Below are 25,979 nucleotides of genomic sequence, written 5' to 3' on the forward strand. Positions count from 1 at the left end.
ATCGCCACCGCCGCGGCGGTGCCGGCCGCCGCAGCGGAGGGGGACCCGTGGATGGATACGACCCTCTCCTCGGACGAGCGCGCCGATCTGCTCGCGGACGCCATGACCTTCGACCAGAAGCTCACTCTCTTCGCCGGCAGCGGCAGCGGTGCCGTCGCCATCCCCGAGCTCGGCATCCCCGCACGGCGCGAGATCGACGGCGCGAGCGGCGTGATCGCAGCCGGCACCCCGACGACCGCGTTCCCCGCAGGCCAGGCCATCGCCTCGTCCTGGAACCTCGAGCTCGCCCGCGAGTTCGGGCGCATCGCCGGGGAGGAGGCCCACCTCACGGGCTTCTCCGGCTGGGCGGGACCCGCCGCCGACCTCCGACGCACGCCGTTCCACGGCCGCCAGTTCGCGACCTACGGCGAGGACCCTCTGCTCGGCGGCCTCATGCCCGCCGGGGTGGTCGAGGGCGTCAACGAGACGAACGACACGATGGGCGTCTACTCCCTGCCCAAGCACTTCGTCGCCAACAACCAGGAGACCTCGCGCACCACGATGAACACCGTCGTGGACGAGCGCACCCTGCGCGAGCTCTACGTCCGGCAATGGGGCCCCATCGTCGAGGCGGACCCCGGCGCCATCATGTGCGCCTACCCTAAGGTCAACGGCAGCAAGGCGTGCGAGAACCCGTCGCTGATGACCGACACCCTCAAGGGCGACCTCGGCTTCCCGGGCTGGATCTCCTCGGACTTCAACGCGTGCGTCACCCTGAAGGCGTACAACTCCGGCACCGACGTGTGCGGGCCGAACTTCCCCGACGCGGCCACCTTCCGCGCCGCGGTCGAGGACGGCACGATCGCTCCCGACCGGTTCGACGACATGGTGCACCGCGTGCTCCGGACCTACTTCGAGCACGGGCTGATCGACAACCCGCCGCCCGGGAGCCTGCAGAACCCGGCGCCCGCCGCCTCGCCGCTGCCCGCCTCCGTCGTGCAGGAGGGCCGGGACGCGGCCTACCGCATGGCGGTCGACGGCTCCGTCCTGCTCCGCAACGACGACGACGCCCTGCCCCTCGACTCCGACCAGATCGACTCCGTCGCCGTCATCGGCGAGGGCGCCGACCGGTACATCACCGGATTCGGCAGCGACATCGTCGTGAACCCCACCGACACGTCGACGATCCTCGACGGCATCACCGAGCGCGCAGGCGCCGGGACGACCGTCGAGCACGTCGAGGGCTGGGACCCGGTCCGCCCCGGCGACCTGCTCCCCGGCGCTCAGCCGATCCCCTCGGGCGTGCTCCGCGCCGCGGACGGCACCACCCCCGGCATCACCGGCGAGTGGTTCGGCTCGCCCGACTTCAGCGGCCCCGCCGTCACCACGCGTGTCGACGACCAGGTCAACTGGGGCCAAGGACTCGTGGCGCTCCTCGCCACCTTCGGCTACGACCCCTCGCCTGCTCCGAAGCTCCCTCCCGTGACCACCTTCGCCGGATCTCCCACTGCCACCCGGTGGACCGGCTCGCTGAACCCGACCGTGTCGGGGACCTACGGGCTCGGCTTCACCGCCCTCGGCTCGGCCACCCTGTACGTCGACGGCGAGAAGGTGCTCGACGTCGACACCGACACGATGGACACCTACTCCGTCGACCGCGTCCTCGAGGCGGGCCGCAGCTACGACATCCGGATCGACTACGTCCCGGATGCGCCCGGGCAGTGCTGCTCGACCGGCGGCAACATCGGGACGGCCATCCGCCTCGACTGGACCCCGCCGAGCGCCGCCGCCTCCCCGCAGATCGTCGAGGCGGTCGCGGCCGCCGCGAAGTCGGACGTCGCGGTCATCGTGGCCAACGACTACATGGGCGAGTCGCTCGACCGCGGAACCCTCGCGCTGTCGCAGAACCAGGACCGTCTGATCTCGGCCGTGGCCGCGGTCAACCCGAACACGGTCGTCGTCCTCGCCACGGGAACCGGTGTCGAGATGCCGTGGCTGAACGACGTCGCCGCGGTCTTCGAGTCCTGGTACCCGGGGCAGGAGGCGGGGGCAGCGGTCGCCGCACTGCTGTTCGGCGACGAGAACTTCTCCGGCAAGCTGCCGATCACCTGGCCCAGGTCGACCGAGCAGGTCACCGAGGATCTCGGCATCGAGAACCCCGTCTACGACGTCAACACCGGGAATCTGACGGTGGAGTACAGCGAAGGCGTGAACATCGGCTACCGGGGCTACGACGCGAAGGACATCGACCCGCTGTTCGAGTTCGGCTACGGCCTCTCGTACACGGACTTCGACTACCGCAGCATCGACGTCCAGGACCCGGTCACCGACGCCAGTGGAGCGACCGAGCCCGGTCTCGTCCGCGTGGAGGTCGAGAACACGGGTGACGTCGCCGGCACCGAGACGGTGAATCTCTACCACGGTGTCCTGCCGACCGACGCGGTGGTCACTCCCGAGCGCCAGCTGCTCGGCTGGGGCCAGATCACCCTCGAGCCCGGAGCGACCGGGACCGTGGAGATCCCCGTGCCGCTGAACGACTCGACCCACCGCCTCGCCTACTGGGACACGGCGTCCGACGCCTGGGTGACGCCCGAGGGGGAGACGACGCTCTTCGCCGGGGCGTCCTCGCGCGACATCCGCCTGACCGACTCGATCGTCGTCGGCGCCTCCGACGACGAGGTCGCCCCGGTCGTGAGCCTGGGCATCGATCCGGCCGAGCCCACCGGCAAGGCCGGCTGGTACCGCACCCCGGTGACCGTCACCGCCACGGCGACGGACGACGTCGATGCGGCACCGGCCGTCGAGGCGAGCATCGACGGAGGCGACTTCGCCCCCGTCACGGGACCCGTCGTCTTCGACACGGACGGCGAGCACTCGCTCGTCGCACGAGCGACCGACGCCTCGGGCAACGTCTCCGAGACGGTGCAGTGGTCCGGTCGGATCGACCAGACCGCGCCGACCGTCGAGGCGGCGCAGAAGTCGCGCTACCGCGTGGCGCTCACCGCCTCCGACGAGACGTCGGGCGTGGAGAAGGTGGAGTACCGGTACCAGATCTCCGTGAAGGGGGTCACGCGCATGACCCCGTGGCTGACCTACCGCAGCCCGGTCCTGTTCGGCCTGCCGAGCTATATCAAGGTGGAGTACCGCGCGACCGACGTCGCCGGCAACACGGGCCCGGTCCGCTCGTACCGCTAGGCGCACGCCGGACGCAGTGAACGGCCGTCGGCCCTCCTCGGAGGCCGGCGGCCGTTCGCCGTGTGCGGCGCAGGGAGCGGGAGGGTCCGCGGCGGCTCGTCCGGTCGAGCGCACGCCGCGCCGGAGCGGCAGTCGCCGCAGACGACCGGACGCCGAGCTCCTCCGGGACGAGGAACGGGATCCGGCAGTACCCGAGTGACGGCCCCCGGAGGGAGCGGGCGCGGACGAGGACCTCGACGGGAGGCGGCACGACGAAGGGCGCCGCCCCTCGGACAGGAGGAGCGGCGCCCTTCGTACGCGAGACCGTTCAGGCGGCCGGCATCAGTCGGAACTGCTGCTCGGTGGTGTTCCAGGACGTCGGCGATCCGGCGAGCTCGCGCGCGGATCCGTACGGGCCGTACGGGTCCCCGGTGACCTGCAGCGCGGTCCCTCGGGCCTTGTTGACGAAGCGGTAGTAGCCGTCGCCGGTCGGCTCGATCCGCCAGAGCTGCTCGTCCCAGTTCAGAGCACCCGACACGCTCGCGATGCTCCAGACGGACGCCGACCCGCGGTAGTGCTCGCCGGTCGTGTGGAGCACGGTCGACGGGGCGCTGCGGCTCGTCACCCGGTAGTAGCCGCCGCCCGCGGTCGTGATGCTCCACCGCTGCTCGAGGAGGTTCAGGGCGAGGGGTGTCGCCACGGCGTGGGTCGCATCCGGGTTCCCCAGGTAGGTCTCCCTGGTGGTGTGCACGGCCAGGTCGGGGTGGGCTCGGTTGACCAGCTCGAACGAGCCGAGCCGGGCGTCGGACTGCACTGTCGTCCCCGCCCAGCGGTAGGTGGCGACGGCAGCGGCGGGGATCGTGTCGGTCACCACGCCGTCCGGGGACGTGATCGTCACGGAGCGGGCGCTCGCGGCCCTGTTCGCCACCACGACGACGATCGTCCCGGTCGGCGTCCGGAACGCGACGTTCGTCACGTCGCGCGACGTCTGGTCCGACCCGATCCTGACCGAGCCCGGCGTGACGTAGCGCGAGAACTGCCCGTAGAGGTAGTAGTCGCGGTTGAGCGTGTACGCGTCGAGCGCCCCCGGAGCCGCGGTGACGGGGAGGGAGCAGCATTCGGCGCGGAGCGGACCGGTATTGGGCTCTCCGTTGGTGTCGAAGAAGCTGAGCCAGTACGTCCAGCTCGTCAGACCGTTGCGGAAGAAGTCCATGACCCGGGTCACCCCCGCCTGCTGGCTGCCGTCCACCGCATTCCGCTCGCCGGTGACGCCGTAGTAGGTCCGCTCGGTCAGATGGAGGGGGACGCCGGGGTACTTCACCTGGAACTCCGACAGAACGGTCGGGTCGTCGCCGCTGTAGTCGTGGATCGCGACGCCGTCGACGTACCGGGCCGCGTTCGGGTCGTCGAGGATCGCCGGGACGAAGTCCTTCAACCGGGGCGGGTTGTCGTCGCCCACCCAGATCTCGGTCGACAACCCGGACCGCTCCAGTTCGGGGCCGAGGTGGTCGCGGATGTAGTCGCGCATCTGCTCGCCCGTCCACTCGCCAGTGGGGTAGTTCGTGACGACCCTCGGCTCGTTCTGCGGGGTCAGTGCCGTGATCGGAATCCCCTGCGCCTGGTAGGCCTGAATCGCGAGCCTCTGGTAGCGGGCGAGCTCGTCGTAGTACTCGGGCTTCACCGAGCCGCCGTTGCTCAAGCTCTGGTTGGTCTTCATCCACGCAGGGGCGGACCACATCGACAGGTAGAAGGTCATGGCCGGATTGATCTGCTTCGCCCGTTGAGCGAGTGCGATGATGCCCGCGTCGATGTCCTTCTGGATGGAGAAGCCGGACAGGCTCTCATCGGTCCGTCCGGCCGGGACGTCGTCATAGGTGTAGAACTCCTGCGAGCAGAAGTCGGGGCATCCCATCGAGAGGCGGATGATGCTGTATCCGTTCCCGGTCGAGGGGCTGAACAGCTGGTTCATCAGCTGCTCCCGCTTCGTCGGCGACAGCGCGGCGATGTTCGCGACGCTGCTGCTCTCGAGCGACTGGCCCTGGCCGAGGATGCGCTGGTACGCGGCTCCCGGGTCGACGGTGATCCTCGCATCCGTGGTGGTGGTCGTGGTGGTCGCCAGGGTCGCGGAGGGCCGGTCTGTCAGGCGGTAGGCGCCGTCGTCCGAGCTCCAGGTGATGGAGACGCTGCCTCCGGCTGCGGTTGCTGGGGCGGCCGCCGGCCCTGCAGCCGTCACGCCGAGTGCCGCGATCGCGAGTGCGGCCACTCCGGCGAGGCCGGCCCGCCTGCGGCGCCGGTGGTCCGGGACGCCCCCGTCCGCTGATCGTCGGGGTTCTGTCGTCGAATGCATGTCCTGCTCCTCGTCATTGAGTCGTCGGAAGAATGAAGCGCTTCAAGACTAGCGAGAGGACGAGACGTTCGGAGGAGTGGGGACGTCTTCGGAGGAAGGACGCAGACGTCCGCGCTGCTCGTCTCAGCTGCGGGGCCGCGGCAGCAGGCGCTCGAGCTGGGTCACGTGCTGCGGCGTCAGCTCCTCCAGGGAGTGAGCGCCGAGGAGCTTCATGGTGCGGACGATCTGGTCGGAGAGGATCGCGATGGTGCGGTCGACGCCCTGGCGTCCGCCGGCCATGAGGCCGTAGAGGTAGGCGCGGCCGATCAGGGTGAACTTCGCGCCGAGCGCGATGGAGGAGACGATGTCGGCGCCGTTCATGATGCCTGTGTCGACCATCACCTCGGTGTCGCCACCGACCTCGCGGACGACCTCGGGGAGCAGGTGGAAGGGGATCGGCGCGCGGTCGAGCTGGCGGCCGCCGTGGTTGGAGAGGACGATGCCGTCGACGCCGAAGTCGGCGAACCTGTGGGCGTCCTCGACGCTCTGCACGCCCTTGATGACGAGCTTGCCGGGCCACATCTCGCGGATGACCTTCAGGTCCTCGAAGCTGATGGTGGGATCCATGGCGAGGTCGAGGAGGTCGCCGACGGTGCCGCCGGTGGCGCTGAGGGAGGCGAACTCGAGCTTCTGCGTGGTGAGGAAGTCGAACCACCACCAGGGGCGCGGGAGAGCGTCAAGGACGGTGCTGACGGTGAGCTGCGGCGGGATGGAGAAGCCGTTCCGCTTGTCGCGGAGCCGCGCACCGGCGACCGGTGTGTCGACGGTGAAGAAGAGTGTCTCGTAGCCGGCCTCCGCGGCGCGCTCGACGAGGCCGTAGGAGATCTCGCGGTCACGCATCACGTAGAGCTGGAACCAGTTGCGGCCGTCGGGGTTGACCTTCTTCACGTTCTCGATCGAGGTGGTGCCGAGCGTGGAGAGGGTGAACGGAATGCCCGCGGCGGCCGCGGCACCCGCTCCCGCCGTCTCGCCCTCGGTCTGCATCAGGCGGGTGAACCCGGTCGGAGCGATCCCGAAGGGCAGGGCGGAGGGCGCCCCGAGGACGGTGGCGGTGGTGTCGACGGCGGCGACGTCGCGGAGCACCTGCGGGTGGAATTCGACGTCCTCGAAGGCCTGGCGGGCGCGAGCGATCGAGATCTCGCCCTCGGCTGAGCCGTCGGTGTAGTCGAATGCGGCCTTGGGGGTGCGGCGCTTCGCGATGGTGCGGAGGTCCTCGATCGTGAGGGCGGCGTCGAGGCGGCGCTTGCGGCCGTCGAGCTCGGGCTTCTTGAAGCTGAGGTACTCGAGCAGCTCGACGGGCTTGGGAAACTGGCGCTGGACCATGCTGGTCAGCCTTTCTCGGGGGAGGAGGTGGGGCGGGGGTCGTAGCGGACCGGCGGGAAGGCGTGGAGCACGAGGGAGCGGAGCGATTCGAGGGATCCGTGCGCGAGGCCCTGAGCGCGGGCCTGGACGAGGATGTTGCCGATCGCGGTCGCCTCGACCGGACCGGCGAGCACGGTGAGGCCGGTGCGGTCGGCGGTCAGCCGGCAGAGCAGCTCGTTCTGCGATCCGCCGCCCACGATGTGCACGGTGTCGATCGGTGTGCCCGAGAGCGCGGACGCCTGCTGGAGGGTCGTGGCGTAGGCCTCCGCGAGGGACTCGAGGATCGAGCGCACGAACTCCGCGCGGGAGCGGGGCTGAGCGACCCCGCGCTCGACGCACCACTCCACGATCCGGCCGGGGATGTTCCCCGGTGCGACGAAGCGCTCGTCGGCCGCGTCGAAGGTGGTGACGCGGCCGCGGATCGCGGCGGCCTCGGCGAGGAGGAGCGGCAGCTCGATCCGCTCGCCGGTCTGCTTCTCCCAGGTCCGGATCGACTCCGAGAGGAGCCAGAGTCCCGACACGTTCTTCAGGAAGCGGACACGCCCGTCGACGCCGCCCTCGTTGGTGAAGCCGGCGGTCCGACCCTCCAGCGAGACCACCGGCCTCTCGAGCTCGACGCCGACGAGCGACCATGTTCCGCTCGAGATGTACGCCACGTGATCGCCCGTCGAGGGCACCGCGACGACGGCGGAGGCCGTGTCGTGGGAGCCGACGGCGACGACGCCCAGGCTCTCCGGTGCGCCGAGGTCGGCGGCGACGGAGGGCAGGAGCGTGCCGAGCCGGGTGCCCGGCTCGATCAGGGGCGCGAGGATCTCGCGCGGAAGGTCGAGGCGCGTGAGGAGGTCCTCGTCCCACGCCCGGGTGTGCGGGCTGAGGAGCCCGGTGGTGGAGGCGTTCGTGATCTCGGTCGCCGCGACACCGGTCAGCCAGTAGCCGATGAGGTCGGGGACGAGCAGAGCCCGGTCCGCCAGGGCCAGCACGTCGCGCTCCGCGGCGAACTGGAACAGCGTGTTGAACGGCAGGTGCTGCAGGCCGTTGCGCCGGTACAGCTCGTCGCCGTCGATCCGGGCGTGGACGTCGGCGACGCCGCGCACGGTCCGCTCGTCGCGGTAGTGGTACGGGGTGCCGAGCATCCGGCCCTGACGCAACAGCGCGTAGTCCACGGCCCACGAGTCGACGCCGATCGAGAGGGTCTCCGGCTCCTCGCGGAGAGCGCTCGCGAGCCCCGCCGTCAGCGAGCGGTACAGCTCCAGGATGTTCCAGTGCAGTGCGGACGAGGCGCCCTCGTGGGTGCGCACCGGCTGATTCGGGAACCGCGCGACGTGCCGCAGCCGCAGCTCGTCGTGGCTGACGGAGCCGAGGATCACCCGGCCGCTGGTCGCGCCGAGGTCGACGGCGGCGACGGCCTTCATCGGAGGAACGCCGCCGCGACTCCAGCGTCCACGGGAATGTGCAGACCCGTGGTGTGGGAGAAGTCGGACGTGCAGAGGGCGAAGACGGCGTTGGCGACGTTCTCGGGGACGACCTCGCGCTTGAGGATCGTGCGCTTCGCGTAGAACGCGCCCAGGTCCTCCTCGTCGATGCCGTAGGTCTTGGCGCGGTTCGCGCCCCAGCCGGAGGCGAAGATGCCGGAGCCGCGGACGACGCCGTCGGGGTTGATGCCGTTGACCTTGATGCCGTGCTCGCCGAGCTCGGCCGCCAGCAGGCGCACCTGGTGGGCCTGGTCGGCCTTGGTCGCGGAGTAGGCGATGTTGTTCGGGCCCGCGAAGACCGAGTTCTTCGAGGAGATGTAGACGATGTCGCCGCCCAGCTTCTGGTCGACGAGCACCCGGGCAGCGGCCTGCGAGACGAGGAACGAGCCCTTCGCCATCACGTCGTGCTGGAGGTCCCAGTCGGCCTCGGTGGTGTCGAAGAGCGACTTCGAGAGCGAGAGACCGGCGTTGTTGACGACGAGGTCCAATCCGCCGAAGGCGAGCACGGTCGCGTCGATCGCGGCCTTCACGGCAGCGGCATCGGCCACGTTCGCCGCGACTCCCACCGCGACGTCGGTCGAGCCGAGCTCGGCGGCCGCGGCCTGCGCCTTCGCGAGGTCGAGGTCGGCGACGACGACGCAGGCGCCCTCTGCCGCGAGGCGGGTGGCGATGGCCTTGCCGATGCCCGAGGCGGCACCGGTCACCAGGGCGATGCGGGAGGCGAGGGGCTTGGGCTCCGGCATCCGCTGCAGCTTCGCCTCCTCGAGGGCCCAGTACTCGATGCGGAACTTCTCGGCCTCGTCGATGGGCGCATAGGTCGAGATCGCCTCGGCGCCGCGCATGACGTTGATCGCGTTGACGTAGAACTCGCCGGCGACGCGGGCGGTCTGCTTGTTCGCGCCGTAGGAGAACATGCCCACGCCGGGGACGAGCACGATCAGCGGGTCGGCGCCGCGGATCGCGGGGCTCTCCGGCGTCGCGTGCACGTCGTAGTAGGCCTGGTAGTCGGCGCGGTACACCTCGTGCAGGGCGGGGAGGCGCTCGAGGATCTCCTCGACGGACGCGGTGGCCGGCAGGTCGACGAGGAGCGGCTTCACCTTGGTGCGGAGGAAGTGGTCGGGGCAGGAGGTGCCGAGTGCGGCCAGGCGCGGGTGCTCGGTGCTCGCGAGGAAGTCGAGGACCTCGGCGGAGTCGGTGAAGTGGCCGACCTGGGGACGGTCGCGCGAGGCGATCGCGCGCAGGTGCGGGGCGAGGGCGGCGGCCTTCACGCGGCGCTCCTCCTCCGGGAGGGCGGCGAAGCCGTCGAGGGCCGGGCCGAAGGGCTCGGGGCGGCCGTGCTCGGCGATGTAGGCGCTCGCGGTCCGGATGATGCGGAGCGAATTCGCCTCCGCCTCCTCGCTCGTGTCGCCCCAGGCGGTGATGCCGTGGCCGCCGAGGATCGCACCGATGACCTCGGGGCGCGCCTCCTTGACGGCGGCGATGTCGAGGCCGAGCTGGAAGCCGGGGCGGCGCCACGGGACCCACGCGACGGTTCCGCCGAAGGCCTCGGCGGTGAGGCGCTCGCCGTCGGCGGCGGTCGCGAAGGCGATGCCGGAGTCGGGGTGCAGGTGGTCGACGTGCGCGGCGTCCACGAGGCCGTGCATCGCGGTGTCGATCGAGGGGGCGGCGCCGCCCTTGCCGTACAGCGTGTAGTCGAAGGCGGCGACCATCTCGTCCTCGCGCTCGATGCCCGGGTAGACGTTCACGAGCGCACGGAGGCGGTCGAGCCGGAGCACGGCGAGGCCGGACTCGGTGAGCGTGCCCAGGTCTCCTCCGGAGCCCTTCACCCACAGCAGCTCGACGGGCTCGCCGGTCACGGGATCGGTCTCGACGCCCTTCGCGGAGGTGTTCCCGCCCGCGTAGTTCGTGGTGCGCGGGTCTGCTCCGAGGCGGTTCGAGCGGGCGATGAGCTCCGCGGCGGTGTCGTTCGTCATGGGGTGCGAGGGTTCCTGTTCGGAGAGAAGTGGTGAGGAGGAGGGAGGGGTCGGGACGGGACCGTCCGCCGCGGCGACGGACGGCCCCGCCCTGGATCGGTCAGGCGCCCCAGGAGCTCTGGGTGCCGCCGATGCGCTCCTCGGCGAGCTGCTGAGCGCGGCCCGAGTCGGCGTAGGCGCGCATCGGGTCGGCGGGGAGGCCCCGGGTCTCGCGCCAGGCGGCCAGCGCGGGGCGGACGTCCGAGTAGAAGGCGTCCATCAGGATCCCGTTCGCACCGAGCACGTCGCCGGCGAGCTGCGCCTGCTCGAGCTGGTCGCGGTCGACGAGCAGCGCGCGCGCCGTCATCTCCTGCACGTTGAGCACGGAGCGGATCTGGCCCGGGATCTTGTCCTCGACGTTGTGGCACTGGTCGAGCATGAACGCGACCGGCGAGTCGGGACCGAAGCCGCCGCCGCGGACCACCTCGTGGAGGATGCGGAATAGCTGGAAGGGATCGGCGGCGCCGACGATCAGGTCGTCGTCCGCGTAGAAGCGCGAGTTGAAGTCGAAGGAGCCGAGCTTCCCGAGGCGCAGCAGCTGCGCGACGATGAACTCGATGTTGGTGCCCGGCGCGTGGTGGCCGGTGTCGAGGCAGACGAGCGCGCGGTCGCCGAGCGCGGCGACGTGGGCGTAGGAGGTGCCCCAGTCCGGCACATCCATGTGGTAGAACGCGGGCTCGAAGAACTTGTACTCGAGGACCATCCGCTGATCGGCGCCGAGGCGCTCGTAGATCGCGGCGAGGGAATCGGCCAGGCGGTCCTGGCGACCGCGGATGTCCTGCTGGCCGGGGTAGTTGGAGCCGTCGGCGAGCCAGATCTTGAGGTCGCGCGATCCGGTCGCGTCCATGACGTCGATGCACGCGAGGTGGTGGTCGATCGCCTTCTGGCGGATCCGCGGGTCGGAGTGCGTCAGCGAGCCGAACTTGTAGTCGTCGTCCTGGAAGGTGTTCGAGTTGATCGTGCCCAGCGCGACGCCCTTCGATGCGGCGAAGGCGCCGAGCGCGGAGTAGTCGTCGACCTCGTCCCAGGGGATGTGCAGCGCCACGGTCGGCGCGAGTCCGGTGAGCTCGTGGACGGTCGCCGCGTCCGAGATCTTCTCCTCGATGGTGCGCGGGGTCCCCGGAGTGGTGAAGACCTTGAAGCGGGTGCCGGCGTTGCCGAAGGCCCACGAGGGCAGCTCGATCGCCTGCTGCTCGAGCCGGGTGAGGAGATCGGGGGAGAGGTCGGTCACGGGCGGATCCTTCGAGACGGCGGTGGCGGAAGGCGATGGATGAATCGTTTCATCGCTCGGCAGCGACCCTAGTCGCCCCCTCCGCCCGGTGTCAAAGGAACCGCTTGCCCGCGGTCCCGGCGAGGAGGGGATGGCCTACCCTCGGGCCCGGGGCTCCGAGCGTCGGGCCCGACCCGACCGGAGGAGGGACCCGCCGTGGCCGTGAGCATCCGGGACGTCGCCGCCCGCGCGGGTGTCGCCGTCGGCACCGTGTCGAACGTCCTCAACGGGCGATCGAGCGTGAACGCCGACACCGTCCGCCGGGTGCAGGACGCGATCACCGAGCTCGGCTTCGTGCGCAACGACGCCGCCCGCCAGCTCCGCGCCGGACGCAGCCGCAGCATCGGCCTCATCGTCCTCGACGGCGGGAACCCCTTCTTCGCCGAGCTCGCCAGGGGTGCCCAGGCCCGGGCTGCGGAGGCCGGTCTCGCCGTCCTGCTGGCGAGCACCGACGGCGACGCGGAACGCGAGGGCGCCTACCTCGACCTCTTCGAGGAGCAGCGGGTGACCGGTGTCCTCCTCTCGCCGCAGGGTGAGAACCCGACGCGGCTCGCCCGTCTCCGATCGCACGGCATCCCCTGCGTCCTGGTCGACAGCGAATCGGACGACCCCGCCGTCTCCTCGGTCTCGGTCGACGACGTGGCAGGGGGGCGCCTCGCCGCGGAGCACCTGCTCGGTCTCGGTCGCCGCCGCCTCGCCGTGATCGGGGGTCCGGAGTCGATCCGGCAGGTCGCCGACCGTCTGGCCGGTGCACGCGCGGCCGTCGCCGCCGTCGAGGGCGCGGTCCTCGAGGAGATCCCCACCGACGCGCTCTCGGTCCTGGCGGGCAGGGAAGCCGGCCGGGCTCTCGCCGAGCGGGACGCGGAGGATCGCCCGGACGCGGTCTTCTGCGCCAACGACCTGCTCGCGGTGGGGGTCCTGCAGGCGCTCGTGCTCCTCGGCCGGGTCCGCGTCCCCGAGGACATCGCCCTCATCGGCTACGACGACATCGCCTTCGCGACCGCCACGGTCGTGCCGCTCTCGAGTGTCCGGCAGCCGAGCGCGCTCCTCGGCGCGACGGCCGTCGAGCTCCTCCTCGAGCGGGAGCCGCGTCAGGTGCGCTTCCAGCCCGAGCTCGTCGTACGGCGCTCGTCGAGCTGTCGCGGGTCCCGGGACGAGCAGTAGGGGCGTCTCGCCGGAGGCCTCAGCCCCGCCCCGCCTGCAGCCGGAGCCCGGCCAGCAGCAGGTCGAGGCCGGAGCGGAACACGTCGAGGTCGTCGTGCGTCGCCATGACGTCGGCCGCGTGGTGGCCGAAGGGGAACTCCTCCGGATCGAGGGCGCGCCAGCGGTCGGCCAGGTGCTCGAGGAACTCGCCCCTCTCCATCCCGCTCTCGAGGAACTCGCGGGGCGGCGGCTGCGCCAGGTCGGCCGCGACTCCGACGACGTAGCTGACGATGGACGACACGGCGTGGAACCGCTGCCGGGGCGTCAGGTCGAGAGCCATGAGCTGCTGCCCGAGGCGCTCGTACATCGCCATCGAGTTGGGCTGCACCCCGGTCGTGCGGAGCATGTAGAGGCCGAACCAGGGTCGGCGGACGCACTCGTCGAAGAGGGCCAGTGCGACGGCGCGGACGTTGTCGATCGGGTCCGGCCCGTGGGTGAGCGGCTCGCTGTCTGCGAGGACCCGACCCATGACCTCGTCGGTCGCCCGCTCCAGCAGCTCGTCGCGGCTGCCGACGTACCAGTAGATGCTCGCCACACCGCCGCCGAGTCGGGCCGCGAGCGCGCGGAACGTGAGGGCCGACTCCCCGGACTCGTCGAGGATCGCGATCGCCTCGGCCAGCACGGTGTCGAGCGAGTGCGACGCTCGGCGGCGGCCCCGGGCGGGGGAGGGCGCGGCAGCGGTCTCCGTCGGGCGATCTGCAGGCATGGCTTGCATCTTACCGAACGGCGTTCCATACTATCGAACGCCGTACGAGAGTCGAACGGCGTTCGATAGGAAGGCGCCTCGATGTCCGCTCCGACGACCACCTCCACCGAGTCCCGCGCTCACACCTCCCTCCGCTCCGCGGCACTCCCGCTCGCCGCTCTCTGCCTCGCGTTCTTCGTCGAGATGGTCGACAACACGCTGCTCTCGATCGCCCTCCCGACGATCGGACGCTCACTCGACGGGTCGACCGCCGGACTGCAGTGGGTGACCGGCGCCTACTCCCTGACCTTCGGCGGGCTGCTGCTGACAGCCGGGTCCGCCGCCGACCGGTTCGGCCGCCGCCGCGTGCTCCTCACCGGCCTCGCCGCGTTCGGGCTGATCAGCCTCGCCGTCGTCCTCGTCACCGACATCGGCCAGCTGATCGCCCTCCGCGCGGCGCTCGGCTGCGCCGCGGCCGCCATGGCGCCCGTCACGATGTCGCTGGTGTTCCGGCTCTTCGACGACGAGAGGCTCCGCATGCGGTCGATCACGATCGTGATGATCGTCGGGATGTCCGGCATGGTCCTCGGCCCCCTCCTCGGCGGCTCGATCCTCAGCACCGTCAGCTGGCAGTGGCTGCTCGTCGTCAACGCCCCGATCGCGCTGCTGGTCTGGATCGGCGTGCGCCTCGGAGTCCCCGCGGATCAGCGCGCCGACCTCACCTCCGGTCGGCTCGACCTGCCGGGGACCGCCCTCACCGTCGCCGCGGTGGGGCTCGGCTGCTACACGCTCACCAGCGGAGTCGAGAACGGCTGGCTGTCGCTCCTCACGATCGCCTGCGCCGCGGGCACCGTCGCCGCCGTCGCGGGATTCGTCGTCCGCGAGCGCCGCGCCGTCTCGCCCATGATCGACCTCGCGATCTTCCGCGCCGGCCCCGCGCGGGGAGCGGCGCTCACGCAGCTCGGCGCCTCGGTCGCCTTCGCGAGCGTCCTGTTCGGCCTGATCCTGCACTTCCAGTACGCCTACGGCTGGAGCCCGGTGCGCGCCGGCCTCGCGAACCTGCCCGTCATCGTCACGATGCTCGCCGCCACTCCGGTCACCGAGCGCCTCGCCGCGAAGCTGGGGCACCGCGCGGCCTGCCTGATCGGCACCGGGCTCCTGGTCGGCGCGCTGCTCGGGATGTCCTGGGCGATGGACCGGGGCTACCTCGCGATCGCCGTGATGATGGTCGTGATGACGGTGGGCCTGCGGACGATCATGACCATCTGCGCCGTCGCCCTCGTCGAGGCGATGCCCGCGAACCGCACGTCGATCGGTGCGGCGCTCAACGACACGGCCCAGGAGATCGGCACCAGCATCGGCACGGCCGTCGTCGGCACGCTGATCGCCGCACTGGTGGCGACCACCCTCCCGGCGGGCGCGTGGAGCGCGGACCTCGTCCGGAGCTTCTTCGCGGGTGAGCGGGTCGCCTTCCTGGTCGTGGCGGTCCTCGTCGGCGTGATCGCGACGATCGGCTCGCTGTCCCTCAGCGACTCCCGCTCCACCGAGGAGCCGGCGGCGGCCTAGTCCGTCGGGTCGCGCCGGGCGTCCTCGAGGTCGGCGATGTCCGTGTACTCGAGGAAGTCCAGCGGCGGGATGTCCGTCATCTCCTCGCTCCAGGAGGGGCGGGCCGGCTGCATGCGGCGCGTCTCGAGCTCGATGTGGGCGATGACCTCCGCGTCGTCCGGATCCTCCACCTCGCTGCTGTCGATCGGCAGCGACCAGAGCTGGCTCGCCGGCCCGATCAGCAGGTGGGCGTAGGCGCGGCCGCCGCCCTCGGTCAGGACCGGCACCGAGACGACGTCCGACTTGTTGACGTCCGCGAGGGCCCGGGCGTACCGGAGGACCGCCTTGCAGGTCAGGTCGCCGACGAGGAGGTGGCCGCTGGAGTAGTGCAGTTTCCGCATGCGTCCAGCCTCCGCGCGCCGCCCACGGGCCCTCAAGAGGGTTGCCGCGGGGAGGCGGCTCCCCTAATGGGCCGGGAGGTCCCGCCCGGTCGGGATCACCGCTCGGGGCGCCCGGCGCTCTCGCGGAGCTCGCGGCCGTCGGCGACGTCCTCGGCGTGCTTCTCCGCCTTCTTCTCGCTCTGCCGGGTGTCGCGGGGCGGGAGCTGGATGTGCTCCTCCGCCGGGATGCCCGCCTGCAGCTGGCGGCCGCGCTCGAGCTCGGCGTCGAACTCGGCCCCGAAGAGCAGGGCGAGGTTCGTGATCCAGAGCCAGAGGAGGAAGACGATCACACCGCCCAGGGCGCCGTAGGTCTTGTTGTAGTTGCTGAAGTTGGCGACGTAGAACGCGAAGCCGGCCGAGGCCAGCGCCCAGACGACGAGGGCGAGGATCGATCCCATGCTGGTCCAGCGGAACTTCGGCTGCCGCACGTTCGGCGACCAGTGGTAGAGGACCGCGACGATCACGACCATGATCGCGATCAGCACCGGCCACTTCGCGATGCTCCACACGGTCAGGGCGACCTCGCCGAGGCCGACGGCGTCGCCGATGGTCTGCGCGACGGGTCCGCTGAGCACGAGGATCAGCCCGGCGATCACGAGCAGGAGGACCGTCACGAGGGTGACGGCGAGCATCGTGGGGCGCAGCTTCCAGATCGGGCGGCCCTCGTCGATCTCGTAGACGCGGTTCATGCCGCGCCCGAACGCGCCGACATAGCCGGAGGCGGACCAGAGGGCGCCGAGGACACCGGTGACGAACGCCAGGCCGGCGGCGGGGCTGGAGGTGAGCTCCTGGATCGGGCCGCGGACCGTGTCGAGGACGTCGGCCGAGACGAACCCGCCGGCGATCTCGAGCACGGTGTCGGTCGTGGTCTCGGCCTGGCCGAAGAGGCCGAGGATCGAGACGATCGCGAGCAGCCCGGGGAACAGCGCGAGGACGGCGTAGTAGGTGAGTCCGGCCGCGATGTCCGTGCACTGGTCGGCGCCGAACTCGCGGAGCGTCTTCTTGAGGACGTAGCCCCACGAGCGCTTGGTGACCTCGGTCGGTCCGTCGGGCTTGCGGGAGTCGTCGGGGTCGGGCGCGGTGCGGTCGCGCTCGGTGCTGGTCTGGGCCACGGTCGTCCTCCATCTCGAGCGTCTGCGGATCGTCGGGGACGGAAGGACCGCCTGCGATCGCTCCGCGCCCCGACGACGCCGTGCTCGCCACCGACCGTAGGAGCGCCGGACGCTCAGGGCAGGACGGTTGACAGCCGCCCGTCGAATCCGGTGGGGGAGGCGTCCCGCGGTGGCGCCCGCGCTCAGAGCTGCGCGAGCAGCCTCTCGCACGCCTGCTCGCAGCGGCGGCAGGCCTCGGCGCAGATCCGGCAGTGCTCGTGCATCCCGGCGTGCTGCTCGCAGTCGTCGGCGCAGGCGCGGCAGGCCAGGAGGCAGGCCTCGACGAGGGCGCGGACGGCCGCGGATCCGACGACGCCGCGGCGGGAGAGCACGGCGCCGGTCGCGGCGCACACGTCGGCGCAGGCGAGGTCGGTGCGGATGCAGTGGACCAGCTCGGCGACCGACTCCTCGCCGAGGCACGCGTCGGCGCAGGCGGTGCAGGTGAGCGCGCAGGCGCCGCACGCGTCGATGCACTCGGCGAGGACCTCCGGATCGACGCCTCGCAGCTCCTCGGGGTGGCTCCGGATCATGTCGCTCGTGCTGCTCATGGCGCGTCCTCTCGTCGTGACCCCGGCGGGTCGATCGGTCCGGGCGACGCTACGGGCCCGCCCGCCACCGGGCGAGGGCCTGGCCAGGCACCGCGGCCGGTGATAGCCGGGCCGTCGTGAGTGGTGAGCTGGAGGAGCGATCGGGCCAGACACAGCCCTTGCGTCGCCAATGGGGAATTTTGGAGATCTGCACCATAGCGACGGGGCACTCCCTGGCCAAGACACCCTCAGCCCGAGGACCGGCGACCGAGGCTCACGCCGAATGGGCTGAAACCTTCGGATCAGCAGCCGATATACGAATCTCGACTGTCACGAGACACAGCCAGATTCGCGTAGCTCTCTGCGAAAGCGGCGTCGTCTCGCGAGTCACTGGCGGCGAGCATCGCGGTGAATGAGGCCAGAGCCGAGTCGAAGTTCGCTGCGAGGAGGTCTGCTTCCGCCTCGCAGACGTCGAGACGCGAGTCCGCCTCGTCCAGGGCGTCCCGCAGGTCGTCCACTTGAGCTGCGTAATTCGTCGCCGCCTCAGACGCTCGTGCGAGTTCCTGTTGCTGTGTGACGACTGTCACTGCGACCGCGACAGCGGCAAGGACGGCGACTATCACAGCACCGATGAGTGCCACCCAGAAGGAGGCGGGGCGATTGTGGCGTGGCGGACTCGCGACTGTCATGCATGAATACTACCTGCGCGCAGAAATCACCGTGTTCAACGCGTCCACTTGCTCGAGTAGGCATTGACGACCATTTTGATCGCCCCTCGGGTGAGGCGAAACGGATCGACCCGGGAGTTTCGGGAGAAGCGATCCTGCTTGCCGCCAAGTACCTTCAGGTCTTCAAGAGTCGATGTCCTCGTCAAGAATCCACGTCCTCGTCAGTGGGATTCTCGATCGAGTGGTTTCGGGCAAGCGCTCGTAGACCATGAACAAACGATCAAGAAGGTCCTCTGAGTCCCAGACGCGGATCGTCAGGCGATCGGTGCGAATGGCGGTGCGCGCCTGACGATTCAGACCGCCCCAGGCTACGAGCAGACCCTGATCAGCCTTGTTCGAAGCCATCGCTCCCTGGAGGCCTCGTACAACAGGCGCACCTATCTGACCTGCTTCAGATTTGACCTCGACGATGAGGGTCGGAGAATCCAGACCGAGCGGACCGCGTCCGGCGATGATGTCTACCCCGAAATCGGGCCCCTCGGGTGACACATCACAGGTGTAGCCCTCGGCCCTCAGGAGATCGCCGACAAGGTGGCTCAACTTGTGGCCGCCGAAGTTCTCGATGAGGTGAGTCCTCACCCTGTCGCGGATTGCCTGAAGAGTGGGAACGCTTCGAGGGTCCGTTACGTCCTCGACCGTGCTTCGCCTTTCGTCCATTCCAGCGGAAACCGCGGAGCTCTGGGGAGCGCTGATCGGTCCGGAGCCCGGATCCACCCCTGTCTGCATCACGCTTCGCAATCTTGCCTCTGCATTGTTCTTCGTTGCGCGGAAAATGGTCATTGCGCCATTCACCGTGTTGAGAAGATCGTCCTTGAGGGAACCGCGGGAGATTTCCGAATTTCTCCATTCGACCCCGATGGTATGGCGGCGTGTCGGATCAGGCTCGTCGGCATCGAAGCTGTAGCCGCGAGTGCACACCCCGATCGCGATTCGCTTCGTCGACTTCAGTGGAGTCACAACGATGTCGCCCGGCTCGATGAGGGTCCGGAGGGCGAGTAATTGACCGGTGTAGTTCGCGAGCCGACCCGGCTGCGAGTCCCTTGGGAACCCCGCTTCCACTGATGCGGCGATCTGGCCCCGTAAAGTGAGGTGGGAAAGGTCCTCGACCTCGTGGAACCCGCCTCCTGCGATCGACTTCTCGAGGGTCCAGGAGTCGCGTTCGCCACTCGCCCCGGCTCGAACTACCCACGCTGTCATTCGAGACTCCCTGCGCTGCTGATCGTGACGCTGTTATTGAGACGGAGTAGCAAAAAGGGCTGCTCGGCCGACGACCCGAACCATTATCGACGGTAGTTCTGCCTCACCGCTACTTACCGCCCGGCGGCCGAGGTCGCTTCGGGGGGCGGCCGGTAGGCGATCTCGCGGTGTGGTCCGAGACGACTGCGGCCCGCGCAGGAGCCGGAGGGATAGAGAGACGGTGTGCCTATCAGGAGAGGGGGCGGCCTGGCCAGGCACCGCGGCCGGTGATAGCCGGGCGGTCAGCCCCTCACGACGAAGGCGTCGTGGATCAGATTGCCCCCGGTCGCCGCCGGATTCCGTGTGCTGCCGCGGGTGATCGTGACGGTGTGGATGCCGGCGGGCAGGATGCCGCTGGTCCAGACGGTCTGGGCGGAGCGGGTGGTGGCGCTGTAGCGGTCGACCGAGGCCACGAGGACGCCGTCGAGGCGGACCTCGTCGATCCCGGACGTGCTGGACCGGCGGCTCACCCACGAGACTCCGGTGCCGGTGAAGCGGAGGGTCGCCGAGGCGCCCCCCGTCGACGAGAAGGAGACGCCGCCGCCGCTGTCCGCGGAGGAGGAGGTCGTGGACCAGGTGCCCGTGACGGCGACGGCCGGTGAGCCGTTCTGGTGGGTGCCGGCCCCGACGGCGGCAAGCGGAGTCGCCGTGGCGGTCGGCGTCGAGGTCGACGCGGCGGTCGCGGTCGGCGTGGGCGTGGCCGTCGGCACCGGAGTGGCGGCCCTCTTCGCGAGCACGATGGACGCCGTCGCTCCCTTCAGCCCGTTCGGCCGGAACGTGATCGTCGTCGCGGTGCTCGTCCTGCTCGTCACGCTCAGGGCGGCGCTCGAGGACACCGTGCCCGCGGTCGGCCGCGCGAGCGTCACGGTGAGCGCGCTCGTCGAGACCTGCGTCGGGTCGACGGTCGAGACGGTCACCGTGTCCGCGTCCTCCCGGATCGAGACCAGTCCGGCGCCGGTGATGCTCGCGACCCGGGCGCCTCCGACGAGGACGGGGCTCGTGGTCCCGGCCTTCCACGACACGGCGCTCACGGTGCCGGTCGAGCGGTCGCGGGCGGCGCTCAGCTGGGGTGTGTTGCTGAGCACGGTCACGTCCGGGTCCGCCGCGTACGCGGCGGTCGCCGCCTCGGAGGCGCCGGGGAGGACCGTGTACGCGTACGAGGCGCCGGTCGGGTTCGTGCCGTGGCTCGTCGTGAGGGAGTAGTAGTGGCCGGTCACCGGCGCCGTCGGACCGGCGGCGCTCACGGCGCTCCAGGCTCCGGTGCGGGTCCGCCCCTGCGCGGTCAGGGCGATCGGCGTCGGGAAGACGTAGCCCACCGACTCCGCGGAGCCGGTGATCGAGGCCCAGCGGGCGGTACTCGTGGCGGTCGCCTCCGCACCGCGGAGGACGCCGTCGACGCGGAGCCTCGCATCGGGAGCGACGTCGCGGCGGTCGTCGATCACCGTCTCCGCGCGCCGGCGCGCCCCGTCCCAGCCGGTCCCGGACATGTCGGTCGCCGTGATCCCGGAGCCGAGCGCGAGGATCTCGTCGTCGAAGGTGAACCAGGCCTTCTTCGCGACCAGGCTCACCGACGCCGCGTCGAAGTCGAGCGCCGCGATCCCCGTCCGCCGCGACGGGCTCTCGAGGCTCCCGGTGAAGGTCGTCGTCGGGCGGGACGACGCGCCCTCGCCCGCGCTCCGGACGATCGTGTCCTCGGTGGTGCCGGGCATCCGGTACGGGTTCGCCGTGGCCCAGTAGCCGTCGTCGTACTGGCGCCCGCTGCCCAGGTGGAGCGACGTCGCTCCGTCGCCGGTGTACCAGCCGCTGCGGTTCTCGCCGTTGAGCGACTCGTAGCGGGCGATCCGCGTGCTCGACAGGCCGACGGCGAAGCCCGAGGTCGCCGTGGTCCGCGTGAAGCGGTCCATGCCTGCGAAGGCCCGGACGCCCGAGCCGATCGGGGTCGCGGTCAGGCCGGTGTCGGCGAGGACGAGCCGCGCGCGCACGACGTCGCTGACGGATCCGGCCGTCTCGATGCTCACGGGGCTGCCGGAGTTGCAGGCCAGCCAGCTCTTCGCCAGCGCGTTCGTCCGTGTCCTGGCCGAGGGAGGGGCGCTGTCGGCGAGGCGCAGCACCGCCGCCTGCAGCTGGACGCCGACGTCGCCGTCCTCCGACTCCGCCCGCGCGGTCTCGCGGCCGCGGACCGTCGACATCACGGCGCCGCACCAGGTGACGGGGGCGAAGGAGGAGGCGAGCCGGTCGTACACGCCGAGCCCCTCCGGGCTCGTGATCTCCCAGCGGGAGCCGGCGAGCAGCGCGTACAGGTCGTCGAGGGTGTCGAGCATCGAGAGCCCGTACCCGCCGCTGTAGGCGAAGACGCTGTGCTGCACGAAGGAGCCGTCGGCGTGGAAGCCGTCGCCGGACGCCACCGTCCGCAGCGCCGGGTCGATGCCGGCGGCCGCCTCCGCGATCTTCGTCGGCTGCTTCAGCAGCACCGCCCGCCCGGCGATGACCGCCGCCGTCCAGACGCGGTTGGCGCCGGTCCGGGTGACGGTGTCGGCGAAGCGCGTCGAGGCCGACAGGTAGGCCTGCACCTGCGCCGCCGAGAGGTCGGGGTAGAGGAGGGCGGTGATGCTGTTCAGCTCGAGCGGGATGCCGATCTGCTGCTCCCACCAGCGGGAGGTGCCGGTGGTGGAGCGGTTGTAGCGGTTCGCCGAGAGCCAGTCGGCGGTCGTGACGACGTCGCGGAGGAGCGCCGGGTCGCCGCTGAGGGCGGTGCCGGGGGTCTTCAGCGCGGTCGCGAGGACGGTGACCCGCTTGTAGGCGGCCCACACCTCCACCGCCGAGGTGCCCGTGACCAGGTCGGGCCAGGGCTCGCCGCCGCCGGTCTCGAGCGTCGACCAGTAGCCCTCGGCCTCGGCGACGAGGCGGCCCTTCGCCGCGGCGAGGCCGCCGACGCTCGCGCTGCCCGGGATCGTGCCCGTCAGGTCGGCGACGAGGCCGAGGCGCATCGCGTCGTACTCGTCGCCCGCCGAGTCGACGGCGGACGCGGTCGGCGCGGCGGCGAGCGGGAGGATCAGGGCGGTCACCAGCAGGAGCGCCGCAGCGAGCGGGCTCCCGCGCCGGGGCGCGTCGGATCGAGAGGGTCGGTTCGTCTCCGCGCGCGTTCGGCGGAGGGGACGCGGCTGGGTGGGCACGGGCGCTCCTGAGGCGACGCCCACGAGCCTGCGGGCTTCGGGTGCTCACGGGTCGCCGGGGGAGCGTCGGGTGAAGAGTAGGGGTCCGCTCCGTCCGGCGGCAAGAGGCGGACGCGAGGACGGCCGGGATCGGCCACCGCCGACGCTCCCGACCGCGCGATCTGCGACAGCCGTACCCCGTGAGGGGTACAGAGGCGCCGAAGGTCCCCCACCCGTCAAGCGGGGCGATACGGTCGGAGGTGCGTGTGCGCTCCGGGGAGTCCCGGCGCGGCGCGCAGGGGGAAGGGGGCACGGATGATCGAGGCCGAGCAGGATCCGCGGCTGGTGGCGCTCGAGGCGCTCGAGATGATGGGGTCGGCTCCGGAGGAGCGCTTCGACCGGATCACGCGGATGGCCGAGGAGCTGTTCCGCGTGCCCGTGGCCGAGATCCACTTCCTCGACGACACCACGCTGTTCACGAAGTCCCCGCAGCGTCCGGACGCCGTGCTCGCCTACCCGCGCGCCGGCACCTTCTGCGACGCGACGCTCGAGAAGCGCACCACCTTCGTCGTGCCGGACCTCGGTGCCGACGAGGCGTGGGTCGGGCACGAGCACGTCGCGGGGTACCCGCACGTCCGCTTCTACGCCGGGCGGCCGCTGTCGGTCGAGGGCGACCTTCAGCTGGGCACCCTCTGCCTCATCGACTTCGTGCCCCGGAGCCTCACCCCGGACGAGCGGCAGCTGCTCGAGGAGTTCGGCGAGTGGGTCGAGCGCGAGCTGCGCGACACGGCGGAGCGCGACCGCGCCGCCGACATGCAGACGCAGATGGCTCCCTCCTCCCTCCACCACCCTGCCGGCTACGAGCTCTCGGGGCTCTCGCTGCCGCGGTGGACGATCACCGGCGACTTCTACAGCTGGCGCGGCGACGACGAGACGGTCGACCTGACCCTCGTGGACGTGATGGGCAAGGGGACGGCGGCGGCGATCGTGGCCGCCTCGATCCGCTCCGCGTTCCGGGCGCGCCTGGGCGGCGACCCCGACGCGGTCGTCAGCGCGGTGAGCGCCCAGCTGCACGACGACTTCACGGCCACGGAGACCTTCGCGACCCTCTTCCACGGGCGCCTCGACACCGCGTCCGGCCGGATCGACTTCGTCGACGCGGGCCACGGGCTCACCGTCCTCCTCCGCGCCGACGGCTCGTTCCAGCGGCTCGCGGCACTGGGCCTCCCGCTGGGCATCGCGGAGGACGGCGGCTGGATCACCCAGACCGTGGAGCTCGCGGTCGGCGACTCGCTCCTGGCCTTCACCGACGGCGTCCTCGACCTCTACGACGGGACCCTGCAGTCCCTGGCGCGCGCGGTCGATCTCGCCCGCGACTCCGCCGACACCGCCGAGTTCCTGCAGGCGCTGAAGGCGCTCGCCGCCTCCGGCTCCGCGTCCGACGACATCACCGCCCTCGTGCTGACCCGCACGGGCGCCGACCGCTCCGCCGAGAAGGACCCCGCATGACGTTCACGACCGAGACGATCGCCCCCGACATCGCCGTGCTGCGGGGGGAGGGGCGGCTCAACGCGGCCTCGGCTCCGGAGCTGCGCTCGGCCGTCCGCCGGGCGATCGACGAGGGCAGCCCCCGCATCGTCGTCGAGCTCAGCGCGGTGACGTTCATGGACTCCTCCGGCCTCGGCGCCCTGGTCGGCGCTCTCAAGACCGCGCGGCAGGCGGGCGGCGACCTGCGGATCGCGGCGCCCAGCGAGCAGGTCGTGATGGTGCTGCAGCTGTCCAATCTGGACCGGGTGCTCACCCTCTTCGACACGGCCGGCGACGCGTACCGTGACTGAGCGCAGCGTCGGGTTCCGCACGCCCCCGGACGACACCGAGGTCGTCCACGAGATGCTCGCCGGGCTCTGGGGCGAGCGGCCGGACCTGCCGGCCCGCGACCGCATGGCCGTCGAGACGGCGCTGGTCGAGCTGGTCGACAACGTCATCCAGCACGCGACGTCGACGACGACGATCGTCTGCCGCCTCGTCGTGCGCGTCGAGGGAGACGCGATCCACGCGGAGCTGGTCGACACGGCCGATCCGCCGGACATCGGCACGGGGCCGCGGGAGATGCCGGACGTCTTCGCGGAGTCGGGCCGCGGGCTCGCTCTCATCCAGGCTCTGACGACCACGTTCGAGCACGAGCGCTCGGAGGGGCGCAACGTCTGGACCCTGACCCGGGCGCTGGACTCCTAGCGACTGGCGCGGATCAGCGGATCGTGTGCGCGGTGATGACCGCGGCGGCACGCGCCAGGTCGTCCGCCATGCCGTTCAGCCCGGGGGAGGCCTTCAGCACCTCCGCGCTGACCTCGTCGTAGCGCTCGTCCACCTGCGCGAGCAGCTGCTCCCCGGAGGCGGTGAGGCGCAGGAGGACGCTGCGGCGGTCCTGCGGGTTGGCGAGCCGGTCGACGTGGCCGGCGGTCGCCAGCCGGTCGAGGAGCGCGGTCACGGCGCCCGTCGAGAGGGAGAGCTCGAGGCCCAGCCACTTCGGCGTGAGGTCGGGCGACTCGCCGAGGACCTCGAGCGCGGTGAGCTCCGAGATGCCCACGCCCACGCCCGCGGCGATGCTCGCGCGGAGGTGCCGCTGCGCGTTCTCGAGCAGGCGGAGCGACTGCCGCAGCTGCACGGCGGGCGCGTCCTGGTCGACGTCGCGCGGGGTCGGTCTCTCGGTGGTCATTCGTCCTTCTCGGGGTAGGGCTGGGGTCATCGTACGGGTCGCCCTCGGGGGTCCCGGCCTGTCACCCGGACAGGGGGTGAAAGAACGATTGCAATGTATCTTTGCCATCAAGTAACTTAGCGGTCAATCGAGTTCGGCGGAACACCAGCCGGACCCTCCCCCTTCAGCATCAGCCCGCCCCATCCGATCAGGAGTCCTGCCATGTCGACCCACACCGCCAAGTCCAAGCGCGTCCGCTTCGCTCCCCTCGCCATCGCGACGAGCATCGCCGCCGCTGCTCTCCTCTCCGTCTCGATGTCCGGCACCCTGTCCGGCTTCGTCGCGAGCATCTCCAACACCGGCAACACCGCCGCCTCCGGCTCGCTCGTCATGGAGGAGAAGTCGACCGGCGCCAGCCCCATCACCTGCCTCAGCACCGACGGCGGCTCGATCAGCACCAACACCGCGACCTGCGCGACCATCAACAAGTTCGGCGGATCGACCACGATGGTCCCCGGCCAGACCGTCACCACCGCGATCACGCTGAAGAACACCGGCACCGTCAACGCCAACACCTTCACGCTGACCCCCGGCGCCACCTGCTCGCAGAGCAACAACGTCGCGGCCGGCGCCTCCGGCTCCGCCACCGACTTCTGCGGCAAGCTCAACGTCGTGATCACCTCCGGCGGGACCACCGTCTTCACCGGCACCGCCGCGACCCTCGCCGGCTCGGCCGTCAAGACCCTCAACACCGCCCCGGTCACCCCCGGCACCTCCACCCCCTTCTCCATCGCCGTGACCCTCGACTCGTCGGCCACCAACGCCTACCAGGGCCTGTCCGCCTCGCTCCCGCTCACCTGGACCTTCGCGAGCTGATCCCCTCTCCACCCGGCCCGGAGCGCCCCCGCGCGACGGGCCGGGGGAGGAGCGTCCCGCAGCGCTCCTCCTGCACCGCCCCCGAG

Annotated in this window: 20 protein-coding genes; 7 read left to right on the forward strand and 13 right to left on the reverse strand. The window is 71.1% G+C overall.

Annotated elements, in window-relative coordinates; all coding sequences use genetic code 11:
- Window positions 1-51 precede the first annotated feature (51 nt).
- Window positions 52-3,174 (forward strand): glycoside hydrolase family 3 protein, encoded by a 3,123-nt coding sequence (locus C5C49_RS11425; protein ID WP_181135763.1) that lies wholly within the window; start codon window positions 52-54, stop codon window positions 3,172-3,174.
- A 307-nt stretch (window positions 3,175-3,481) separates the two neighbouring features.
- On the opposite strand, the gene C5C49_RS11430 is transcribed toward C5C49_RS11425, so the two are convergent.
- The 5 genes from C5C49_RS11430 to rhaI form a co-directional block, all read right to left on the reverse strand.
- Window positions 3,482-5,500 carry an RICIN domain-containing protein gene (locus tag C5C49_RS11430; protein ID WP_146084880.1) on the reverse strand — a complete coding sequence of 673 codons (2,019 nt, stop codon included), beginning with the start codon at window positions 5,498-5,500 and terminating at the stop codon, window positions 3,482-3,484.
- 123 nt (window positions 5,501-5,623) lie between these two features.
- Window positions 5,624-6,862 carry an alpha-hydroxy acid oxidase gene (locus C5C49_RS11435; protein ID WP_104346202.1) on the reverse strand — a complete coding sequence of 413 codons (1,239 nt, stop codon included), beginning with the start codon at window positions 6,860-6,862 and terminating at the stop codon, window positions 5,624-5,626.
- Between the two features lie 5 nt (window positions 6,863-6,867).
- The gene (locus tag C5C49_RS11440; RefSeq protein WP_104346203.1) at window positions 6,868-8,313 is read right to left on the reverse strand and encodes a rhamnulokinase family protein; all 1,446 of its coding nucleotides are present in this window, start codon (window positions 8,311-8,313) and stop codon (window positions 6,868-6,870) included.
- Window positions 8,310-10,346, reverse strand: a complete 2,037-nt coding sequence (locus C5C49_RS11445) for a bifunctional aldolase/short-chain dehydrogenase (RefSeq protein WP_104346204.1) — start codon at window positions 10,344-10,346, stop codon at window positions 8,310-8,312. Before C5C49_RS11445 ends, C5C49_RS11440 begins: the two co-directional genes overlap by 4 nt.
- Window positions 10,347-10,446: 100 nt before the next feature.
- Window positions 10,447-11,616, reverse strand: a complete 1,170-nt coding sequence (rhaI, locus tag C5C49_RS11450) for an L-rhamnose isomerase (protein ID WP_104346205.1) — start codon at window positions 11,614-11,616, stop codon at window positions 10,447-10,449.
- Window positions 11,617-11,811: 195 nt separating this feature from the next.
- Between rhaI and C5C49_RS11455 the strand changes: the two genes are divergently transcribed.
- Complete coding sequence (locus C5C49_RS11455) at window positions 11,812-12,819, forward strand: LacI family DNA-binding transcriptional regulator (protein WP_104346206.1); 1,008 nt, start codon at window positions 11,812-11,814, stop codon at window positions 12,817-12,819.
- A 19-nt stretch (window positions 12,820-12,838) separates the two neighbouring features.
- Here C5C49_RS11455 and C5C49_RS11460 read toward each other — a convergent pair whose 3' ends face one another.
- Complete coding sequence (locus C5C49_RS11460; protein ID WP_219812210.1) at window positions 12,839-13,564, reverse strand: TetR/AcrR family transcriptional regulator; 726 nt, start codon at window positions 13,562-13,564, stop codon at window positions 12,839-12,841.
- 81 nt (window positions 13,565-13,645) lie between these two features.
- Between C5C49_RS11460 and C5C49_RS11465 the strand changes: the two genes are divergently transcribed.
- Complete coding sequence (locus C5C49_RS11465) at window positions 13,646-15,109, forward strand: MFS transporter (RefSeq protein WP_104346207.1); 1,464 nt, start codon at window positions 13,646-13,648, stop codon at window positions 15,107-15,109.
- Here C5C49_RS11465 and C5C49_RS11470 read toward each other — a convergent pair.
- From C5C49_RS11470 to C5C49_RS11495, 6 genes are all read right to left on the reverse strand, one after another.
- A complete protein-coding gene (locus tag C5C49_RS11470; protein WP_104282587.1) occupies window positions 15,106-15,489 on the reverse strand; it encodes a hypothetical protein in 384 nt (127 codons plus the stop codon). The two genes, C5C49_RS11465 and C5C49_RS11470, sit on opposite strands and share 4 nt — an antisense overlap.
- Window positions 15,490-15,584: 95 nt before the next feature.
- A complete protein-coding gene (locus C5C49_RS11475) occupies window positions 15,585-16,640 on the reverse strand; it encodes a YihY/virulence factor BrkB family protein (RefSeq protein WP_104297719.1) in 1,056 nt (351 codons plus the stop codon).
- 182 nt (window positions 16,641-16,822) lie between these two features.
- Window positions 16,823-17,227, reverse strand: a complete 405-nt coding sequence (locus C5C49_RS11480) for a four-helix bundle copper-binding protein (RefSeq protein ID WP_104255963.1) — start codon at window positions 17,225-17,227, stop codon at window positions 16,823-16,825.
- 281 nt (window positions 17,228-17,508) lie between these two features.
- Window positions 17,509-17,895: a hypothetical protein gene (locus C5C49_RS16740; protein ID WP_146081551.1), complete on the reverse strand. Its 387-nt coding sequence runs from the start codon at window positions 17,893-17,895 to the stop codon at window positions 17,509-17,511.
- Window positions 17,896-18,057: 162 nt separating this feature from the next.
- A complete protein-coding gene (locus C5C49_RS11490; RefSeq protein WP_258065958.1) occupies window positions 18,058-19,131 on the reverse strand; it encodes a restriction endonuclease in 1,074 nt (357 codons plus the stop codon).
- Window positions 19,132-19,412: 281 nt separating this feature from the next.
- On the reverse strand, window positions 19,413-22,235 hold the full coding sequence (locus C5C49_RS11495; protein ID WP_104346208.1) for a polysaccharide lyase 8 family protein: 2,823 nt from the start codon (window positions 22,233-22,235) through the stop codon (window positions 19,413-19,415).
- Between the two features lie 402 nt (window positions 22,236-22,637).
- On the opposite strand from C5C49_RS11495, the gene C5C49_RS11500 reads away from it, so the two are divergent.
- The 3 genes from C5C49_RS11500 to C5C49_RS11510 are packed head-to-tail and all read left to right on the forward strand — an operon-like array spanning window position 22,638 to window position 24,557.
- Entirely contained in the window at window positions 22,638-23,831 is a 1,194-nt protein-coding gene (locus C5C49_RS11500; protein WP_104346209.1) for a PP2C family protein-serine/threonine phosphatase, read from the forward strand.
- Window positions 23,828-24,160, forward strand: a complete 333-nt coding sequence (locus C5C49_RS11505) for an STAS domain-containing protein (RefSeq protein ID WP_104224279.1) — start codon at window positions 23,828-23,830, stop codon at window positions 24,158-24,160. The genes C5C49_RS11500 and C5C49_RS11505 overlap by 4 nt, the downstream gene beginning before the upstream one ends.
- Window positions 24,153-24,557, forward strand: a complete 405-nt coding sequence (locus C5C49_RS11510) for an ATP-binding protein (RefSeq protein ID WP_104227126.1) — start codon at window positions 24,153-24,155, stop codon at window positions 24,555-24,557. Before C5C49_RS11505 ends, C5C49_RS11510 begins: the two co-directional genes overlap by 8 nt.
- A gap of 13 nt (window positions 24,558-24,570) precedes the next feature.
- Here the strand turns inward: C5C49_RS11510 and C5C49_RS11515 are convergent, their stop codons facing one another.
- Window positions 24,571-25,038: a MarR family transcriptional regulator gene (locus C5C49_RS11515; RefSeq protein WP_104224277.1), complete on the reverse strand. Its 468-nt coding sequence runs from the start codon at window positions 25,036-25,038 to the stop codon at window positions 24,571-24,573.
- A gap of 201 nt (window positions 25,039-25,239) precedes the next feature.
- Here C5C49_RS11515 and C5C49_RS11520 point away from each other — a divergent pair, with 201 nt between their 5' ends.
- A complete protein-coding gene (locus C5C49_RS11520; RefSeq protein WP_104224276.1) occupies window positions 25,240-25,893 on the forward strand; it encodes a hypothetical protein in 654 nt (217 codons plus the stop codon).
- The last annotated feature ends 86 nt before the right edge of the window (window positions 25,894-25,979 follow it).

The sequence above is a fragment of the Rathayibacter sp. AY1E2 genome, from assembly GCF_002932325.1.
GTDB lineage: Bacteria > Actinomycetota > Actinomycetes > Actinomycetales > Microbacteriaceae > Rathayibacter.

Excerpts from the sequence above, each read along its gene's own strand:
- C5C49_RS11425 (WP_181135763.1), top strand. The coding sequence starts at position 52 with ATGGATACGACCCTCTCCTCGGACGAGCGCGCCGATCTGCTCGCGGAC.
- C5C49_RS11430 (WP_146084880.1), bottom strand. The coding sequence starts at position 5,500 with ATGCATTCGACGACAGAACCCCGACGATCAGCGGACGGGGGCGTCCCG.
- C5C49_RS11435 (WP_104346202.1), bottom strand. The coding sequence starts at position 6,862 with ATGGTCCAGCGCCAGTTTCCCAAGCCCGTCGAGCTGCTCGAGTACCTC.
- C5C49_RS11440 (WP_104346203.1), bottom strand. The coding sequence starts at position 8,313 with ATGAAGGCCGTCGCCGCCGTCGACCTCGGCGCGACCAGCGGCCGGGTG.
- C5C49_RS11445 (WP_104346204.1), bottom strand. The coding sequence starts at position 10,346 with ATGACGAACGACACCGCCGCGGAGCTCATCGCCCGCTCGAACCGCCTC.
- C5C49_RS11460 (WP_219812210.1), bottom strand. The coding sequence starts at position 13,564 with ATGCCTGCAGATCGCCCGACGGAGACCGCTGCCGCGCCCTCCCCCGCC.
- C5C49_RS11465 (WP_104346207.1), top strand. The coding sequence starts at position 13,646 with ATGTCCGCTCCGACGACCACCTCCACCGAGTCCCGCGCTCACACCTCC.
- C5C49_RS11470 (WP_104282587.1), bottom strand. The coding sequence starts at position 15,489 with ATGCGGAAACTGCACTACTCCAGCGGCCACCTCCTCGTCGGCGACCTG.
- C5C49_RS11480 (WP_104255963.1), bottom strand. The coding sequence starts at position 17,227 with ATGAGCAGCACGAGCGACATGATCCGGAGCCACCCCGAGGAGCTGCGA.
- C5C49_RS16740 (WP_146081551.1), bottom strand. The coding sequence starts at position 17,895 with ATGACAGTCGCGAGTCCGCCACGCCACAATCGCCCCGCCTCCTTCTGG.
- C5C49_RS11490 (WP_258065958.1), bottom strand. The coding sequence starts at position 19,131 with ATGACAGCGTGGGTAGTTCGAGCCGGGGCGAGTGGCGAACGCGACTCC.
- C5C49_RS11500 (WP_104346209.1), top strand. The coding sequence starts at position 22,638 with ATGATCGAGGCCGAGCAGGATCCGCGGCTGGTGGCGCTCGAGGCGCTC.
- C5C49_RS11505 (WP_104224279.1), top strand. The coding sequence starts at position 23,828 with ATGACGTTCACGACCGAGACGATCGCCCCCGACATCGCCGTGCTGCGG.
- C5C49_RS11515 (WP_104224277.1), bottom strand. The coding sequence starts at position 25,038 with ATGACCACCGAGAGACCGACCCCGCGCGACGTCGACCAGGACGCGCCC.
- C5C49_RS11520 (WP_104224276.1), top strand. The coding sequence starts at position 25,240 with ATGTCGACCCACACCGCCAAGTCCAAGCGCGTCCGCTTCGCTCCCCTC.